Origin of the sequence: Enterobacter cloacae complex sp. ECL414 (assembly GCF_021869685.1) — a bacterium.
Lineage (GTDB): Bacteria > Pseudomonadota > Gammaproteobacteria > Enterobacterales > Enterobacteriaceae > Enterobacter > Enterobacter kobei.
In genome coordinates, this window is record NZ_CP091481.1 from 4,361,116 (window position 1) to 4,375,419 (window position 14,304).

25 protein-coding genes and 1 pseudogene are annotated in these 14,304 nt (G+C 50.3%); 2 read left to right on the forward strand and 24 right to left on the reverse strand.

Annotated features, from left to right (window positions below):
• Nucleotides 1-4: 4 nt before the first annotated feature.
• The 23 genes from rplO to L3068_RS21145 all read right to left on the reverse strand — a co-directional run bounded on the left by rplO (nt 5) and on the right by L3068_RS21145 (nt 11,206).
• Nucleotides 5-439, reverse strand: a complete 435-nt coding sequence (gene rplO / locus L3068_RS21035; RefSeq protein WP_014885468.1) for a 50S ribosomal protein L15 — start codon at nt 437-439, stop codon at nt 5-7.
• Nucleotides 440-442: 3 nt separating this feature from the next.
• Nucleotides 443-622, reverse strand: a complete 180-nt coding sequence (rpmD, locus tag L3068_RS21040; RefSeq protein ID WP_003863301.1) for a 50S ribosomal protein L30 — start codon at nt 620-622, stop codon at nt 443-445.
• A gap of 6 nt (nt 623-628) precedes the next feature.
• Entirely contained in the window at nt 629-1,129 is a 501-nt protein-coding gene (gene rpsE, locus L3068_RS21045; protein ID WP_003863299.1) for a 30S ribosomal protein S5, read from the reverse strand.
• A gap of 14 nt (nt 1,130-1,143) precedes the next feature.
• Nucleotides 1,144-1,497: a 50S ribosomal protein L18 gene (gene rplR / locus L3068_RS21050; protein ID WP_003863297.1), complete on the reverse strand. Its 354-nt coding sequence runs from the start codon at nt 1,495-1,497 to the stop codon at nt 1,144-1,146.
• Nucleotides 1,498-1,506: 9 nt separating this feature from the next.
• Nucleotides 1,507-2,040: a 50S ribosomal protein L6 gene (gene rplF / locus L3068_RS21055; protein WP_003863296.1), complete on the reverse strand. Its 534-nt coding sequence runs from the start codon at nt 2,038-2,040 to the stop codon at nt 1,507-1,509.
• Between the two features lie 12 nt (nt 2,041-2,052).
• Entirely contained in the window at nt 2,053-2,445 is a 393-nt protein-coding gene (gene rpsH / locus L3068_RS21060; RefSeq protein WP_006178918.1) for a 30S ribosomal protein S8, read from the reverse strand.
• 30 nt (nt 2,446-2,475) lie between these two features.
• Nucleotides 2,476-2,781, reverse strand: coding sequence for a 30S ribosomal protein S14 (rpsN, locus tag L3068_RS21065; protein ID WP_003863291.1), 306 nt, complete (start codon nt 2,779-2,781; stop codon nt 2,476-2,478).
• 14 nt (nt 2,782-2,795) lie between these two features.
• Nucleotides 2,796-3,335 carry a 50S ribosomal protein L5 gene (rplE, locus tag L3068_RS21070; RefSeq protein ID WP_001096206.1) on the reverse strand — a complete coding sequence of 180 codons (540 nt, stop codon included), beginning with the start codon at nt 3,333-3,335 and terminating at the stop codon, nt 2,796-2,798.
• 14 nt (nt 3,336-3,349) lie between these two features.
• Complete coding sequence (gene rplX, locus L3068_RS21075) at nt 3,350-3,664, reverse strand: 50S ribosomal protein L24 (protein WP_003863287.1); 315 nt, start codon at nt 3,662-3,664, stop codon at nt 3,350-3,352.
• Between the two features lie 10 nt (nt 3,665-3,674).
• Complete coding sequence (gene rplN, locus L3068_RS21080) at nt 3,675-4,046, reverse strand: 50S ribosomal protein L14 (protein WP_002919748.1); 372 nt, start codon at nt 4,044-4,046, stop codon at nt 3,675-3,677.
• 166 nt (nt 4,047-4,212) lie between these two features.
• A complete protein-coding gene (rpsQ, locus tag L3068_RS21085) occupies nt 4,213-4,467 on the reverse strand; it encodes a 30S ribosomal protein S17 (RefSeq protein ID WP_008503489.1) in 255 nt (84 codons plus the stop codon).
• Nucleotides 4,467-4,658: a 50S ribosomal protein L29 gene (gene rpmC / locus L3068_RS21090; RefSeq protein ID WP_003863282.1), complete on the reverse strand. Its 192-nt coding sequence runs from the start codon at nt 4,656-4,658 to the stop codon at nt 4,467-4,469. The genes rpsQ and rpmC overlap by 1 nt, the downstream gene beginning before the upstream one ends.
• Nucleotides 4,658-5,068, reverse strand: a complete 411-nt coding sequence (gene rplP / locus L3068_RS21095) for a 50S ribosomal protein L16 (RefSeq protein ID WP_002919759.1) — start codon at nt 5,066-5,068, stop codon at nt 4,658-4,660. Before rplP ends, rpmC begins: the two co-directional genes overlap by 1 nt.
• Nucleotides 5,069-5,080: 12 nt before the next feature.
• Nucleotides 5,081-5,782 (reverse strand): 30S ribosomal protein S3, encoded by a 702-nt coding sequence (gene rpsC, locus L3068_RS21100; RefSeq protein WP_000529945.1) that lies wholly within the window; start codon nt 5,780-5,782, stop codon nt 5,081-5,083.
• A 17-nt stretch (nt 5,783-5,799) separates the two neighbouring features.
• On the reverse strand, nt 5,800-6,132 hold the full coding sequence (rplV, locus tag L3068_RS21105; RefSeq protein WP_002919773.1) for a 50S ribosomal protein L22: 333 nt from the start codon (nt 6,130-6,132) through the stop codon (nt 5,800-5,802).
• Nucleotides 6,133-6,146: 14 nt separating this feature from the next.
• Nucleotides 6,147-6,425, reverse strand: coding sequence for a 30S ribosomal protein S19 (rpsS, locus tag L3068_RS21110; protein ID WP_001138117.1), 279 nt, complete (start codon nt 6,423-6,425; stop codon nt 6,147-6,149).
• Nucleotides 6,426-6,441: 16 nt separating this feature from the next.
• Entirely contained in the window at nt 6,442-7,263 is an 822-nt protein-coding gene (gene rplB / locus L3068_RS21115; RefSeq protein WP_000301859.1) for a 50S ribosomal protein L2, read from the reverse strand.
• A gap of 17 nt (nt 7,264-7,280) precedes the next feature.
• A complete protein-coding gene (rplW, locus tag L3068_RS21120) occupies nt 7,281-7,583 on the reverse strand; it encodes a 50S ribosomal protein L23 (RefSeq protein ID WP_000617546.1) in 303 nt (100 codons plus the stop codon).
• Entirely contained in the window at nt 7,580-8,185 is a 606-nt protein-coding gene (rplD, locus tag L3068_RS21125; protein ID WP_000424395.1) for a 50S ribosomal protein L4, read from the reverse strand. Before rplD ends, rplW begins: the two co-directional genes overlap by 4 nt.
• 10 nt (nt 8,186-8,195) lie before the next feature.
• Nucleotides 8,196-8,825 (reverse strand): 50S ribosomal protein L3, encoded by a 630-nt coding sequence (gene rplC / locus L3068_RS21130; RefSeq protein WP_003863274.1) that lies wholly within the window; start codon nt 8,823-8,825, stop codon nt 8,196-8,198.
• A gap of 32 nt (nt 8,826-8,857) precedes the next feature.
• Nucleotides 8,858-9,169 carry a 30S ribosomal protein S10 gene (rpsJ, locus tag L3068_RS21135; RefSeq protein WP_001181005.1) on the reverse strand — a complete coding sequence of 104 codons (312 nt, stop codon included), beginning with the start codon at nt 9,167-9,169 and terminating at the stop codon, nt 8,858-8,860.
• A gap of 247 nt (nt 9,170-9,416) precedes the next feature.
• Nucleotides 9,417-9,788, reverse strand: a complete 372-nt coding sequence (locus L3068_RS21140) for a type II secretion system protein GspB, cryptic system variant (RefSeq protein WP_058690798.1) — start codon at nt 9,786-9,788, stop codon at nt 9,417-9,419.
• A complete protein-coding gene (locus L3068_RS21145) occupies nt 9,785-11,206 on the reverse strand; it encodes a peptidoglycan-binding domain-containing protein (protein WP_214602918.1) in 1,422 nt (473 codons plus the stop codon). Before L3068_RS21145 ends, L3068_RS21140 begins: the two co-directional genes overlap by 4 nt.
• 201 nt (nt 11,207-11,407) lie before the next feature.
• Here L3068_RS21145 and gspC point away from each other — a divergent pair, with 201 nt between their 5' ends.
• Both gspC and L3068_RS21155 read left to right on the forward strand, forming a co-directional pair.
• A complete protein-coding gene (gene gspC / locus L3068_RS21150; RefSeq protein ID WP_214602917.1) occupies nt 11,408-12,223 on the forward strand; it encodes a type II secretion system protein GspC in 816 nt (271 codons plus the stop codon).
• Nucleotides 12,224-13,075: pseudogene (locus L3068_RS21155) on the forward strand (secretin N-terminal domain-containing protein); the annotation flags it as partial.
• An 8-nt stretch (nt 13,076-13,083) separates the two neighbouring features.
• Here the strand turns inward: L3068_RS21155 and L3068_RS21160 are convergent.
• Nucleotides 13,084-14,252 (reverse strand): IS3-like element IS911 family transposase gene (locus L3068_RS21160; protein ID WP_094461488.1). Its coding sequence is split into 2 segments (ribosomal slippage): nt 13,084-14,003 and nt 14,003-14,252, totalling 1,170 coding nucleotides; the frame shifts between segments, so codons are not numbered across the junction.
• Nucleotides 14,253-14,304 lie beyond the last annotated feature (52 nt).

Consider the following 14,304-nt stretch of genomic DNA (forward strand, 5'->3'; position numbering starts at 1 on the left):
CTACTTATTCCTCAATTTTACCGCCAGCAGCTTCGATAGCAGCACGAGCACCTTTAGTAACACGCAGGCCACGAACAGTTACCGGAGTAGAAACTTCACCAGACAGGATCACTTTCGCGAACTCGATCTGAATACCGATAATGTTTGCTGCTTTCAGCGTGTTCAGGTCTACAACGCCGCCTTCAACTTTCGCCAGGTCAGACAGACGGATTTCCGCTGTGATCGCTGCTTTGCGAGAGGTGAAGCCGAACTTCGGCAGACGACGGTACAGTGGCATCTGGCCACCCTCGAAACCGCGACGTACGCCACCGCCAGAACGAGAGTTCTGACCTTTGTGACCACGACCACCGGTTTTGCCGAGGCCAGAACCGATACCACGACCCAGGCGTTTACCCGCCTTTTTAGAGCCTTCGGCCGGAGACAGAGTATTTAAACGCATCTCTTACTCCTCAACTTTAACCATGAAGTAAACCGCGTTGACCATACCACGAACAGCAGGAGTATCCTCGCGCTCAACGGTATGACCAATACGACGCAGACCCAGGCCAAGCAGCGTTGCCTTGTGTTTCGGCAGACGACCGATTGCACTGCGGGTTTGAGTGATTTTAATAGTCTTTGCCATGGTCAATTACCCCAGAATTTCTTCAACGGATTTACCACGCTTGGCAGCGACCATTTCTGGAGAATTCATATTTTCCAGGCCATCAATAGTTGCACGAACCACGTTAATCGGGTTGGTGGAACCATATGCTTTGGCCAGAACGTTATGAACCCCAGCAACTTCCAGAACGGCGCGCATTGCACCACCGGCGATGATACCGGTACCTTCTGAAGCTGGCTGCATGAATACACGAGAACCCGTGTGAACACCTTTAACAGGGTGTTGCAGGGTGCCGTTGTTCAGCGCGACGTTAATCATATTGCGACGGGCTTTTTCCATCGCTTTCTGGATCGCTGCTGGAACTTCACGCGCTTTACCGTAACCAAAACCAACGCGACCGTTACCATCGCCTACTACAGTCAGAGCTGTGAAGGAGAAAATACGACCACCTTTAACGGTTTTAGATACGCGGTTTACCGCGATCAGCTTTTCCTGCAGTTCGCCAGCCTGTTTTTCGATGTGAGCCATCTTACACCTCTACCTTAGAACTGAAGGCCAGCTTCACGGGCAGCATCTGCCAGTGCCTGGACACGACCATGATATTGGAACCCGGAACGGTCAAAGGAAACATTGCTGATGCCTTTTTCCAGAGCGCGTTCAGCAACAGCTTTACCTACAGCTGCAGCGGCGTCTTTGTTACCGGTGTACTTCAATTGTTCTGAGATAGCTTTTTCTACAGTAGAAGCAGCTACCAGAACTTCAGAACCGTTCGGTGCAATTACCTGTGCGTAAATATGACGCGGGGTACGATGTACCACCAGGCGAGTTGCACCCAGCTCTTTGAGCTTGCGGCGTGCGCGGGTCGCACGACGGATACGAGCAGATTTCTTATCCATAGTGTTACCTTACTTCTTCTTAGCCTCTTTGGTACGCACGACTTCGTCGGCGTAACGAACACCCTTGCCTTTGTAAGGCTCAGGACGACGGTAGGCGCGCAGATCTGCTGCAACCTGACCGATCAGCTGTTTATCAGCGCCTTTCAGCACGATTTCAGTTTGAGTCGGACATTCTGCAGTGATACCGGCCGGCAGCGGATGCTCAACAGGGTGTGAGAAGCCCAGAGACAGGCCTACTGCATTCCCTTTGATCGCTGCACGATAACCTACACCAACCAGCTGAAGCTTTTTAGTGAAGCCTTCGGTAACACCAACAACCATTGAGTTCAGCAGGGCACGCGCGGTACCAGCCTGAGCCCATCCATCCACGAAACCATCACGTGGACCGAAGGTCAGAGCGTTATCTGCATGTTTAACTTCAACAGCTTTGTTGAGGGTACGAGTCAGCTCGCCGTTTTTACCTTTGATCGTAATAACCTGACCGTCGATTTTAACATCAACGCCGGCAGGAATGACGACCGGTGCTTTAGCAACACGAGACATTCTTTCCTCCGATTAGGCTACGTAGCAGATAATTTCGCCACCAAGACCAGCCTGGCGCGCTGCACGATCAGTCATAACACCTTTAGAGGTAGAAACAACTGCGATACCAAGACCAGCCATAACTTTTGGCAGCTCATCTTTTTTCTTATAGATGCGCAGGCCTGGGCGGCTGACACGCTGAATGCTTTCTACAACAGCTTTACCCTGGAAATACTTGAGAGTAAGTTCCAGTTCCGGCTTGGTGTCGCCTTCAACTTTAAAATCTTCGATAAAACCTTCTTCCTTCAGCACGTTGGCAATTGCCACTTTCAGCTTGGCGGAAGGCATGGTGACCGCAACTTTGTTCGCGGCCTGACCGTTACGGATACGGGTCAGCATATCCGCGATCGGATCTTGCATGCTCATCTGTCTTTACTCCCGTGATTCAATTGGTAATTACCAGCTAGCCTTTTTCAAGCCTGGCACTTCACCGCGCATGGCGGCTTCACGCAGTTTGATACGGCTCAACCCAAACTTGCCCACATAACCATGTGGACGACCTGTTTGACGACAGCGGTTACGCTGACGAGACGGGCTGGAATCACGCGGCAGAGACTGCAGCTTGAGAACCGCATTCCAACGATCTTCGTCGGAAGCGTTCACATCAGAAATGATCGCTTTCAGTTCAGCGCGTTTAGCGAAGAATTTATCAGCTAAAGCTACGCGCTTTACTTCGCGTGCTTTCATTGATTGCTTAGCCATTCAGTAACCCTACCTTACTTGCGGAACGGGAAGTCAAAGGCAGCCAGCAGAGCACGGCCTTCTTCGTCAGATTTCGCAGTAGTGGTAATGGTAATATCCAAACCACGCACGCGGTCGACTTTATCGTAGTCGATTTCTGGGAAGATGATCTGCTCACGGACACCCATGCTGTAGTTACCACGACCGTCGAAAGACTTAGCGGACAAGCCACGGAAGTCACGGATACGTGGAACAGCAATAGTGATCAGGCGCTCAAAGAACTCCCACATGCGTTCGCCACGCAGAGTTACTTTACAGCCGATCGGATAGCCCTGACGGATTTTGAAGCCTGCAACAGATTTGCGTGCTTTGGTGATCAGCGGTTTTTGACCGGAGATTGCTGTCAGGTCAGCTGCTGCGTTATCCAGCAGTTTCTTGTCAGCGATCGCTTCACCAACACCCATGTTCAGGGTGATCTTCTCGACCCGAGGGACTTGCATGACAGAATTGTAGTTAAACTCAGTCATGAGTTTGTTAACTACTTCGTCTTTGTAGTAATCATGCAGTTTCGCCATCGTACTACTCCAAATTACTTGATAGTTTCGCTGTTAGACTTGAAGAAACGGACTTTTTTGCCGTCTTCGAATCTAAAGCCTACACGGTCAGCCTTGCCGGTAGCCGCATTGAAGATTGCAACGTTAGAAACCTGAATAGCAGCTTCTTTTTCAACGATGCCACCTGGTTGGTTCAGGGCCGGAACCGGCTTCTGATGTTTCTTAACCAGGTTGATACCTTCAACGACGAGTTTGCCGGAAGACAGAACATTTTTTACTTTACCGCGTTTACCTTTATCTTTACCGGTTAACACGATAACTTCGTCATCACGACGGATTTTCGCTGCCATGATTCGCTCCTTAGAGTACTTCTGGTGCCAGAGAGATAATTTTCATGAACTTCTCAGTACGAAGTTCACGAGTTACCGGCCCAAAGATACGCGTGCCGATAGGCTGCTCGCTGTTATTGTTCAAAATAACGCATGCATTACCATCGAAGCGAATGACAGAACCGTCAGGGCGACGAACACCCTTCTTGGTGCGCACCACTACCGCTTTCAGCACATCACCTTTTTTGACCTTACCACGTGGAATTGCTTCTTTGATGGTGATCTTGATGATGTCGCCTACGCCTGCGTAGCGACGGTGCGAGCCACCCAGAACCTTGATACACATTACGCGACGTGCACCGGAGTTGTCGGCGACGTTCAGCATAGTCTGTTCTTGGATCATTTTAGTGCTCCGCTAATGTCAACTACTACCTGAGACTCTAAAATCAGAGCCGTTAAAAAGCCCCATATCGAGGGCGCGGCATTATAACACCGCTTCTGCAATATGGGTAGAAAAAATAAACGGCTCATCGCTGAGCCGTTTATTCGTATTGAGAATGCGTACTGTATTACAGAACCGCTTTCTCTACAACGCGAACCAGCGTCCAGGACTTAGTCTTGGACAGTGGACGGCATTCACGGATTTCAACCTTGTCGCCGATACCACATTCGTTGTTCTCGTCATGTACGTGCAGTTTGGTCGTACGCTTGATGAATTTACCGTAGATCGGGTGTTTCACAATACGTTCGATAGCTACAACAATGGATTTCTCCATTTTGTCGCTAACAACACGACCTTGCAGAGTACGGATTTTATCGGTCATTACGCACCCGCCTTCTGAGTCAGTAAAGTCTTAACGCGTGCAACATTGCGACGCACTTGCTTCAGCAGGTGAGTCTGTTGCAGCTGGCCACTTGCAGCCTGCATACGCAGGTTGAACTGCTCACGCAGCAGGTTCAGCAGCTCAGCGTTCAGCTCTTCAACGCTTTTTTCACGCAGCTCTTTTGCTTTCATTACATCACCGTCTTAGTTACAAAGGTGGTTTTGATAGGCAGTTTCGCTGCTGCCAGGCCGAAGGCTTCACGGGCCAGCTCTTCCGGAACACCGTCCATTTCATAAAGGACTTTGCCCGGTTGGATCAAGGCAACCCAGTACTCCACGTTACCTTTACCTTTACCCATACGAACTTCCAGCGGCTTCTCGGTGATCGGTTTGTCCGGGAATACACGGATCCAGATCTTACCTTGACGCTTAACTGCACGGGTCATTGCACGACGTGCTGCTTCGATCTGACGTGCAGTCAGACGACCACGGCCAACAGCTTTCAGACCGAAAGTGCCGAAGCTAACATCCGTACCCTGCGCCAGACCACGGTTGCGGCCTTTGTGCACTTTACGGAATTTTGTACGCTTTGGTTGTAACATCAGCGACGCTCCTTATTTACGGCCTTTACGCTGCTGCTTTTTAGGTTGAGCAGCCGGTTTTTCCGGTTGTTCAACAGCAGCCATACCACCCAGGATCTCACCTTTGAAGATCCATACCTTAACGCCGATTACACCGTAAGTGGTGTGCGCTTCAGAGGTGTTGTAGTCGATGTCAGCACGCAGAGTGTGCAGCGGAACGCGACCTTCACGGTACCATTCGGTACGTGCGATTTCCGCGCCGCCCAGACGGCCGCTAACTTCAACTTTGATACCCTTAGCGCCCAGACGCATTGCGTTCTGTACAGCACGCTTCATAGCACGACGGAACATAACACGACGTTCCAGCTGAGAAGTGATGCTGTCAGCAACCAATTTAGCGTCCAGTTCAGGCTTACGAACTTCAGCGATATTGATCTGTGCAGGAACGCCAGCGATATCCGCTACGACCTTGCGCAGTTTTTCTACGTCTTCGCCTTTCTTACCGATAACGATGCCAGGACGAGCAGTGTGAATAGTCACACGGATGCTCTTAGCTGGACGCTCGATAACGATACGAGATACAGACGCTTTAGCCAGTTCCTTAGTCAGGTACTGACGTACTTTAAAATCGCTGTCCAGGTTGTCAGCGAATTCTTTGGTGTTCGCAAACCAGGTAGAGTTCCATGGTTTTACAATACCCAGGCGAATACCATTAGGATGTACTTTCTGACCCATTGCTAGTCTCCAGAGTCTCAGCGATCGGACACAACCACAGTAATGTGGCTGGTGCGCTTCAGGATGCGATCTGCACGACCTTTCGCACGCGGCATAATGCGCTTCATGCTTGGGCCTTCATCTACGAAAATTTTCGCGACTTTCAGATCGTCGATGTCAGCGCCATCGTTGTGTTCAGCGTTAGCAATGGCAGATTCCAGTACTTTCTTGACCAATACCGCAGCTTTCTTGTTGGTATAGGTCAGGATGTCCAGAGCCTGCGACACTTTCTTACCGCGAATCAGGTCAGCAACAAGGCGAACCTTCTGTGCAGAAGAACGAGCATGGCGATGTTGAGCTAAAGTTTCCATCTCTTCCTCCTACCTTATTTCTTCTTCGCTTTTTTATCAGCAGCGTGGCCGCGATAAGTACGAGTCGGTGCGAATTCACCCAGTTTGTGACCAACCATTTCGTCGGTAACAAAGACTGGAACGTGCTGACGACCATTATGGACAGCGATGGTCAAACCGATCATGTTAGGAAAGATCGTTGAACGACGGGACCAAGTGCGCAGGGGCTTCTTGTCTCCGCTTTCCACCGCTTTCTCTACCTTCTTCAGCAAGTGCAGGTCAATAAAAGGACCTTTCTTGAGAGAACGTGGCATGGCTTATCCTCTAAAATTATTTGCTACGGCGACGTACGATAAATTTATCAGTACGCTTGTTGCTGCGGGTCTTCTTACCTTTGGTCTGAACGCCCCACGGAGTTACCGGGTGCTTACCAAAGTTACGACCTTCACCACCACCATGTGGGTGGTCGACTGGGTTCATCGCAGTACCGCGAACGGTAGGACGAACACCACGCCAGCGTGCAGCACCTGCTTTACCCAGAACGCGCAGCATATGCTCAGCATTGCCAACTTCGCCCAGAGTAGCGCGGCAGTCTGCTTCGACTTTACGCATTTCACCAGAACGCAGACGCAGGGTGACATAAGCACCGTCGCGCGCAACGATCTGAACGTAAGTACCCGCGGAACGCGCCAGCTGACCGCCTTTACCTGGTTTCATTTCTACGTTATGAACGGTAGAACCAACCGGGATATTGCGCATCGGCAGGGTGTTACCTGCTTTGATTGCAGCATCAACGCCAGACTGAATCTGGTCGCCAGCTTTCAGGCCTTTAGGGGCCAGGATGTAACGGCGTTCGCCATCTTTGTACAGAACCAGCGCGATGTTCGCGGAACGGTTCGGATCGTACTCAAGACGTTCAACAACTGCTGGGATACCGTCTTTGTTGCGTTTGAAGTCAACAATACGATAAGCCTGCTTGTGGCCACCACCGATGTGACGAGTGGTGATACGGCCATTGTTGTTACGACCACCGGATTTGCTGTTTTTTTCCAGCAACGGAGCAAAAGGTTTGCCCTTGTGCAGCTCAGGGTTAACCACTTTAACTACGTGGCGACGACCCGGAGATGTCGGTTTACATTTAACAACTGCCATTGTATTACTCCTCCGACTTACTCAGCGCCGCCAACGAAGTCCAGGTTCTGGCCTTCTTTCAGGGTGACGTAAGCTTTTTTCCAGTCGCTACGACGACCGATACGCTGTCCGTGACGTTTAACTTTCCCTTTAACAACCAGGGTGTTAACGACTTCGACTTCGACTTCAAACAGTTTCTGCACAGCAGCTTTGATCTCTGCTTTGGTCGCGTCTTTAGCAACTTTGAGAACGATGGTGTTTGTTTTTTCCATCGCAGTAGACGCTTTTTCAGAAACGTGCGGTGCGCGAAGCACCTTCAGCAGACGTTCTTCACGAATCATGCCAGCATCTCCTCAACTTGCTTAACAGCATCAGCAGTCATTACGACTTTGTCGAAGGCGATCAGGCTAACCGGGTCGATACCAGTCGCATCGCGTACGTCAACCTTGTGCAGGTTACGTGCGGCCAGGAACAGGTTCTCGTCCAGCTCACCGGTGATGATCAGCACATCTTCCAGAGCCATGTCTTTCAGTTTCTGTGCCAGCAGCTTAGTTTTAGGCGCTTCTACAGAGAACTTCTCGACAACGATCAGACGATCCTGACGTACCAGTTCGGACAGGATGCTTTTCAGCGCGCCGCGGTACATCTTTTTGTTAACTTTTTGACTGTGGTCCTGTGGACGCGCAGCGAAGGTCACGCCACCTGAACGCCAGATCGGGCTCTTGATAGAACCTGAACGCGCACGGCCGGTACCTTTCTGGCGCCATGGCTTTTTGCCAGAACCAGTTACTTCAGCACGAGTCTTCTGAGCACGAGTACCCTGACGAGCACCAGCTGCATAAGCAACAACAACCTGGTGAACCAGCGCTTCGTTGAAATCACGACCGAAGGTAGTTTCGGAAACAGTCAGCGCGCTCTGCGCGTCTTTCAATACTAATTCCATTGCTATCCCCTTACGCCTTCACAGCTGGTTTAACGATCAGGTCGCTACCGGTTGCACCCGGGACCGCACCTTTAACCAGCAGCAGGTTGCGCTCAGCGTCAACACGTACTACGTCCAGGCTCTGAACGGTTACACGTTCGTTACCCAGCTGACCTGCCATTTTCTTGCCTTTGAACACTTTGCCCGGAGTCTGGTTCTGACCGATAGAACCCGGAACGCGGTGAGACAAGGAGTTACCGTGGGTAGCGTCCTGGGTACGGAAGTTCCAGCGCTTAACGGTACCAGCAAAACCTTTACCTTTAGAGGTACCGGTTACGTCAACTTTTTTAACGTCAGCAAACAGCTCAACGCTAATGTCCTGACCTACGGTGAACTCTTCGCCTTCAGCAAGACGGAATTCCCACAGACCACGGCCAGCTTCTACGCCAGCTTTAGCGAAGTGACCCGCTTCTGGTTTGGTTACACGGTTAGCTTTTTTAGCACCAGTGGTAACCTGAATAGCGCGGTAGCCATCGTTAGCCAGATCTTTAACCTGAGTAACGCGGTTTGCTTCAACTTCGATTACGGTTACTGGGATAGAAACGCCATCTTCAGTGAAGATGCGGGTCATACCCACTTTTTTACCGACTAAACCAATCATTGTTTCAACCTCTCAATCGCTCGATGACCTGATTAACCCAGGCTGATCTGCACGTCTACACCGGCAGCCAGATCCAGACGCATCAGAGCATCAACGGTTTTCTCAGTTGGCTCAACGATGTCAACCAGACGCTTGTGAGTGCGGATTTCGTACTGATCACGCGCGTCTTTGTTAACGTGCGGAGAGATCAGAACGGTAAAGCGCTCTTTGCGGGTCGGCAGCGGGATCGGACCACGGACTTGCGCACCAGTGCGCTTAGCAGTCTCGACGATTTCCGCGGTTGATTGATCGATCAGACGATGATCAAACGCTTTAAGGCGGATACGGATTCTTTGGTTCTGCATGAGACCAGAGCTCCAATTATTTTATAAACGAAAATGATTACTCCTCAAACCCATTACGATTGATGGGAGAGTGTAACCGTTCTTACGTAGCTCCCCAATTGGGAGCATTGTTGAGTAACAAAATGCGCTACCCAGGTTCATATCGAACCAGCCGTCAATTACGACAAGCCCGCGCATTATACGTATTTACAGGCTTAATGCAAGTCGACTGTGTCGATAATAACCAACCTTTTGCAAGACACGTACACTACTGGTCAATATCTGCTATCGCCTGCTTAACACGCGCTTCAAGATCGCCCTTTTCTCCGGCAGCAACCGGATGCGCAGCGTCGCTTTCCTCCGACACACTAACATCCGTCTCTTCCACTGGCACCGGCACCGGCAAGGGACGCTTCTTATAGATATAGTGCTCCTCAGAAAGCCGATAATGCTGAGGCTCTGGTGATGAAGACGCGTGCAGAGCAATCCCGCGGTACAGGTAATACCCGACGACCGCGCAACCCACACTATATAAAAGCCAGGACAATGCGATGCATATCCCCGCCCAAAGCGTGCGCGGCATATCTGGCCGGACAAAGCGTACTTTGGGCTGCAAAGAGGTTTCCGTTTGCTCGCTCATATCGTCCCTCTTTCCTGAATCAACGTTGGACTTTCACCCAGGGATTGCCATAGCCTGATAAGTGACAACTGTCCCATCACACCATCGACTTTAATCTTATTTTGCGCCTGAAACTGGCGGACCTTCTCAGTTAGCAGCGAACTCCATTCTCCTGTCCCTTCCGCCTCGACATTCAGCACGCGGCTCAGCATCGTATCAAGCCAGACAATGTCATCGGTGCTACTCTTCTTTGTTATGCTTGCGTTGCCGTCGGGCGATGGCTTCCACATTCGCGTCACATTCCCTGTCCAGACATGGCTGAACCATGCCTTATCAAGGATCCATGTTTGATTTCCTGACAGCACGGTAAGCGTGTTCTCTCCTCCCCCGATCACGACGACAGGGAAACTGGCGCTATCAACTTCCAGGGTGGCGACCCAGGGAAGTCCGTCAGACAACAGTGTTTCAAGCGTTTCGGTGCCGGAAAGGCAGGCCATCCCGCCCCGGTATGCCTGATCGCACCAGGCTTCCCCTTTGTCTACCTCATACCCCCAGACGCTAAACAGTAAACTGAGCGATTCATTGGTAGACATCGTCTCTGCCATCAGTCGCGCATGAGTTGAGACAGGTCTTGAGAATTCTACAGGAAGCAACGTTGTGAGCGGTGGCAGCCAGCGGGAAAGAGGCCTGGCGAAGTATGCGCCTCCTCCACCACATAACACCGTTAACACCAACAGCAGCAACCAGGTTACGCCCTGACGGCCCGGTGCGGGCAGGTAACGCAACGCCTCACGCTGAAGAGAAGCGTCAATAATAGAGGCGGGGTGTTCCTCCCCCTCCATCTTATTACGACGAATAACCCCTCCCAGTCGTGCGGCAAGATGAAGATTGCCATCGCAACGTCTCATGCATCGTCTGATAAATTGTTCCGGAAGAGTGTTGGTTGTCTCAGGGCCAATGCCTGCATGAGAGGAGATCACCTTGCGGTAATCTTTACTGTCCGGCGCGGGTATCTCAAACCATACGGGCTGTAATACCCGTAACTCGCGCTGCTGACGACGGTTGAATATCCCTGTAAGTAGCAATCGGGCTTGCGGCATCATGGTCATAAACGCCAGAATCGTTGAAACAAGCCCCCTGGAGATTCGGTGTCCATCTTCCAGGACAAACAGCGGCATACTGCCGTGTGTCACGGTCCCCGCGCTGTACAGTTCCTCCCAGAGCTTCTCAACAGGGAATATTTTTCCCGCCAGACTGTTATCCGTCTGCGAATCCGCAATAATCACCCACTCCCACAGGTAACCTTTTCGGTTCAAAGGGCTGATGGTGAGCGCGCGATAAGGCCACGCGCTAATCACCCCTTGCGCAAGCACACTTTTTCCTGACCCTTTACCGCCCTGTAATATTAGCCATTGTTCCTGAATTAACGTGGAAAACATGCTGTCCCGAATCAGACAATGCCGCGTAGTATAAAAAGTATTTAGCTCATCCATGAATAGCCGCATTACCTCGAAAATTATTCTATTCCTAAAACAGGGATATATATTGCATATGACTTGCTGCGTGCCAATGACTGATTATATTATGACGGACTTAAACAAGAAACACGTTCACTCTTAGTCATTCTTAAAAGTGATTTCATGGCAACCATCTCTCCCTTAGTGAAAAATGCGTTATCGTATCGCACCCTGAGCCTTATGATTATATTGACTAGCGCTATGGGTATCTTTATTTTCATTTACTCAGCATATATACAGTGGGGTAATAAAAAAGCGTCGCTGATTAATGAGGATATCATCACGCCATTGAATAATTTCAATGAAAAATATAAATGGAATTTATCATCGTCAGCCAATAATCGCATTGACGCGCCCCCATTAGTGAGTGGCAACGTAGATACTCTGTCCAATATCCATTTAAGCGGTATTATTCATAGTTCGGATAAATTATCGTCCCGGGCCATTCTGCAGGAAGGGGGGGAACAGAATGTCTATTCTATTGATGATGTGCTTAAATCATCCAACAGCACGCGCATCATTGATATCACTAAGAACCAGGTGTTTTTCTCCTCAGGCGGAAACACCGCGCAGCTTACGCTGCTTACCGAACTGACGCCACCTGCCGCAACGCCAGAAAAAGTGAACGAGCAGCCGGCACCAACAGATGTCACATTGTCAGATTTTATTGAAGCGATTCCTGTCGTTGATAAAAATGTCTTGCGAGGATTACGCCTTTTACCTCGCGGTAATACAGAATTATTTTCACGGACAGCCATTGCACCTGGTGACATTGCTATTCAGCTTAACAATATGTCTTTAACGCAACAGGCGAATATAACCCATGCGCAGGAGGCACTTAGACATCTGCAGACGGCGCAGATTACCCTCTTGCGAAATGCATCACCAAAACTAATTAATGTTGCCGTTCAACAATTCCAGGACGGTCAGGATAAATAAATGGATGGAACCTCCGCAAGCCAGCGACTGAAAGCGCTTTCGCTGTTTTTTTTGCTCATCGCCACCGCTAAGCCCGGATATTCAGCTGATTACACGGCGAATTTTAACGGTGCGGACATTCAAACGTTTGTCAACATCGTGGGACAAAACATGGGGAAAACGATTCTGATTGATCCCGATGTTAAAGCATCCATTTCCGTCAGAAGCGTAGATACCTTTAATAAAGAGGAATACTATCAATTTTTCCTGAGCGTACTCGACCTTTATGGCTTTTCACTTATCACTCTTGATAATGGCCTGCTGAAAGTCGTGCGTTCAGAAACCGTGAAAAATCTTCCAGGAAAGCTTACCAGTAATACGCAACCCGGCAAGGGTGATGAACTGGTGACACGTATTGTTTCTCTGGAAAATGTTCCAGCGCGATCGCTGTCTCCTCTGCTTCGTCAAATGCTCGATGGCGGTAATGTCGGTAACGTCTCGCATTATGAGCCCTCTAATGCGCTGGTCATTACCGGCAAAGCATCAACCGTCAATCGCATGCTGGAAGTCATTAAACGTGTCGATGTCATGGGTGACGAGCAAGAGCAAATTATCCCGCTGAAATATGCTTCCGCAGTCGATCTTGCCGATGTCCTTAACACGCTGTCGCGTGAGAACGCAAAAGAGGCACAACCTGCGACACTCCAGACGCACATCGTTGCCGATAAAAGAAGCAATACGCTGATTATCAGAGGCTCAGAACGCGCCCGCGCAAGAATTACTGAGTTGATAAAACGTCTTGATACCCAGGAGCAAGGGCAAGGAAACACGCGGGTATGGTACCTGAAATATGCCAAAGCGGATAAGCTTGTTTGAAGTGGTCAACAAAAACTGGCCACCGAGTTAGAGTTTTTCCAGTATCGATTTTCCGATTCGTTTGGGGGTAACCCACCGTTATATTCGTGCGGTCTTAGTGCGCTGTAATATCCAACGATATAATCCGTTATGGCGTGAGCTGCCTCGCTGAAGCTTACGTAACCCACCACCGGTATCCATTCGTTCTTCAGACTTCTGAAGAAGCGTTCCATTGGGCTGTTATCCCAGCAATTTCCGCGCCGGCTCATACTCTGCCTGATCTGGTATCGCCACAATAACTGCCGGAACTGCCTGCTCGTATAATGACTGCCCTGATCGCTGTGGAACATCACCCCGCCGGGCTTACCACGGGTTTCCCATGCCATTTCCAGCGCTTTCATGGTGAGCCTGCTGTCCGGCGAGAACGACATGGCCCAGCCCACTGGTTTTCTTGCGAACAGGTCGAGAACAACGGCGAGGTACGCCCAGCGCTTACCCGTCCAGATATAGGTCACATCACCGCACCACACCTGATTTGGCTCGGTCACGGCGAACTGCCGTTCAAGGTAGTTAGGGATAGCAACATGTTCATGACCACCACGTTTATACCGGTGAGTCGGCTGCTGACAGCTGACCAGCCCCAGCTCTTTCATGAGCCTGCCAGCAAGCCAGCGTCCCATCTGGTAGCCTCTCCGGGTTGCCATTGTGGCGATGCTTCTTGCTCCGGCCGAACCGTGGCTGATGCCATGTAGCTCAAGTACCTGACTGCGTAATACAGCCCGTCTGCCGTCTGGTTTTTCAGGACGGTTTTTCCAGTATCTGTAGCTGCTGCGATGAACCCCGAACACATGGCAGAGTGTGACCACAGGATAATGCGCTCTGAGTTTCCCGATTATCGAGAACTGTTCAGGGAGTCTGACATCAAGAGCGCGGTAGCCTTTTTTAATATTTCATTCTCCATTTCAATGCGTTGTAGCTTTTTCCTCAGCTCACGTATTTCGATTTGTTCTGGTGTTATCGGAGAGGCTTTTGGTGTTTTGCCCTGACGCTCATCACGCAGTTGTTTGACCCATCTTGTCATTGTGGAAAGGCCAACATCCATAGCTTTGGCGGCATCTGCCACCGTGTAGTTCTGGTCAACAACCAGTTGAGCGGATTCGCGTTTAAACTCTGCGCTGAAATTTCTTTTTTTCATTGGAGCACCTGTGTTGTTCTGAGGTGAGCATATCACCTCTGTTCAGGTGGCC

Coding starts and splice junctions, on each gene's coding strand:
- rplO (WP_014885468.1), bottom strand. CDS start 439: ATGCGTTTAAATACTCTGTCTCCGGCCGAAGGCTCTAAAAAGGCGGGT.
- rpmD (WP_003863301.1), bottom strand. CDS start 622: ATGGCAAAGACTATTAAAATCACTCAAACCCGCAGTGCAATCGGTCGT.
- rpsE (WP_003863299.1), bottom strand. CDS start 1,129: ATGGCTCACATCGAAAAACAGGCTGGCGAACTGCAGGAAAAGCTGATC.
- rplR (WP_003863297.1), bottom strand. CDS start 1,497: ATGGATAAGAAATCTGCTCGTATCCGTCGTGCGACCCGCGCACGCCGC.
- rplF (WP_003863296.1), bottom strand. CDS start 2,040: ATGTCTCGTGTTGCTAAAGCACCGGTCGTCATTCCTGCCGGCGTTGAT.
- rpsH (WP_006178918.1), bottom strand. CDS start 2,445: ATGAGCATGCAAGATCCGATCGCGGATATGCTGACCCGTATCCGTAAC.
- rpsN (WP_003863291.1), bottom strand. CDS start 2,781: ATGGCTAAGCAATCAATGAAAGCACGCGAAGTAAAGCGCGTAGCTTTA.
- rplE (WP_001096206.1), bottom strand. CDS start 3,335: ATGGCGAAACTGCATGATTACTACAAAGACGAAGTAGTTAACAAACTC.
- rplX (WP_003863287.1), bottom strand. CDS start 3,664: ATGGCAGCGAAAATCCGTCGTGATGACGAAGTTATCGTGTTAACCGGT.
- rplN (WP_002919748.1), bottom strand. CDS start 4,046: ATGATCCAAGAACAGACTATGCTGAACGTCGCCGACAACTCCGGTGCA.
- rpsQ (WP_008503489.1), bottom strand. CDS start 4,467: ATGACCGATAAAATCCGTACTCTGCAAGGTCGTGTTGTTAGCGACAAA.
- rpmC (WP_003863282.1), bottom strand. CDS start 4,658: ATGAAAGCAAAAGAGCTGCGTGAAAAAAGCGTTGAAGAGCTGAACGCT.
- rplP (WP_002919759.1), bottom strand. CDS start 5,068: ATGTTACAACCAAAGCGTACAAAATTCCGTAAAGTGCACAAAGGCCGC.
- rpsC (WP_000529945.1), bottom strand. CDS start 5,782: ATGGGTCAGAAAGTACATCCTAATGGTATTCGCCTGGGTATTGTAAAA.
- rplV (WP_002919773.1), bottom strand. CDS start 6,132: ATGGAAACTTTAGCTCAACATCGCCATGCTCGTTCTTCTGCACAGAAG.
- rpsS (WP_001138117.1), bottom strand. CDS start 6,425: ATGCCACGTTCTCTCAAGAAAGGTCCTTTTATTGACCTGCACTTGCTG.
- rplB (WP_000301859.1), bottom strand. CDS start 7,263: ATGGCAGTTGTTAAATGTAAACCGACATCTCCGGGTCGTCGCCACGTA.
- rplW (WP_000617546.1), bottom strand. CDS start 7,583: ATGATTCGTGAAGAACGTCTGCTGAAGGTGCTTCGCGCACCGCACGTT.
- rplD (WP_000424395.1), bottom strand. CDS start 8,185: ATGGAATTAGTATTGAAAGACGCGCAGAGCGCGCTGACTGTTTCCGAA.
- rplC (WP_003863274.1), bottom strand. CDS start 8,825: ATGATTGGTTTAGTCGGTAAAAAAGTGGGTATGACCCGCATCTTCACT.
- rpsJ (WP_001181005.1), bottom strand. CDS start 9,169: ATGCAGAACCAAAGAATCCGTATCCGCCTTAAAGCGTTTGATCATCGT.
- L3068_RS21140 (WP_058690798.1), bottom strand. CDS start 9,788: ATGAGCGAGCAAACGGAAACCTCTTTGCAGCCCAAAGTACGCTTTGTC.
- L3068_RS21145 (WP_214602918.1), bottom strand. CDS start 11,206: ATGTTTTCCACGTTAATTCAGGAACAATGGCTAATATTACAGGGCGGT.
- gspC (WP_214602917.1), top strand. CDS start 11,408: ATGGCAACCATCTCTCCCTTAGTGAAAAATGCGTTATCGTATCGCACC.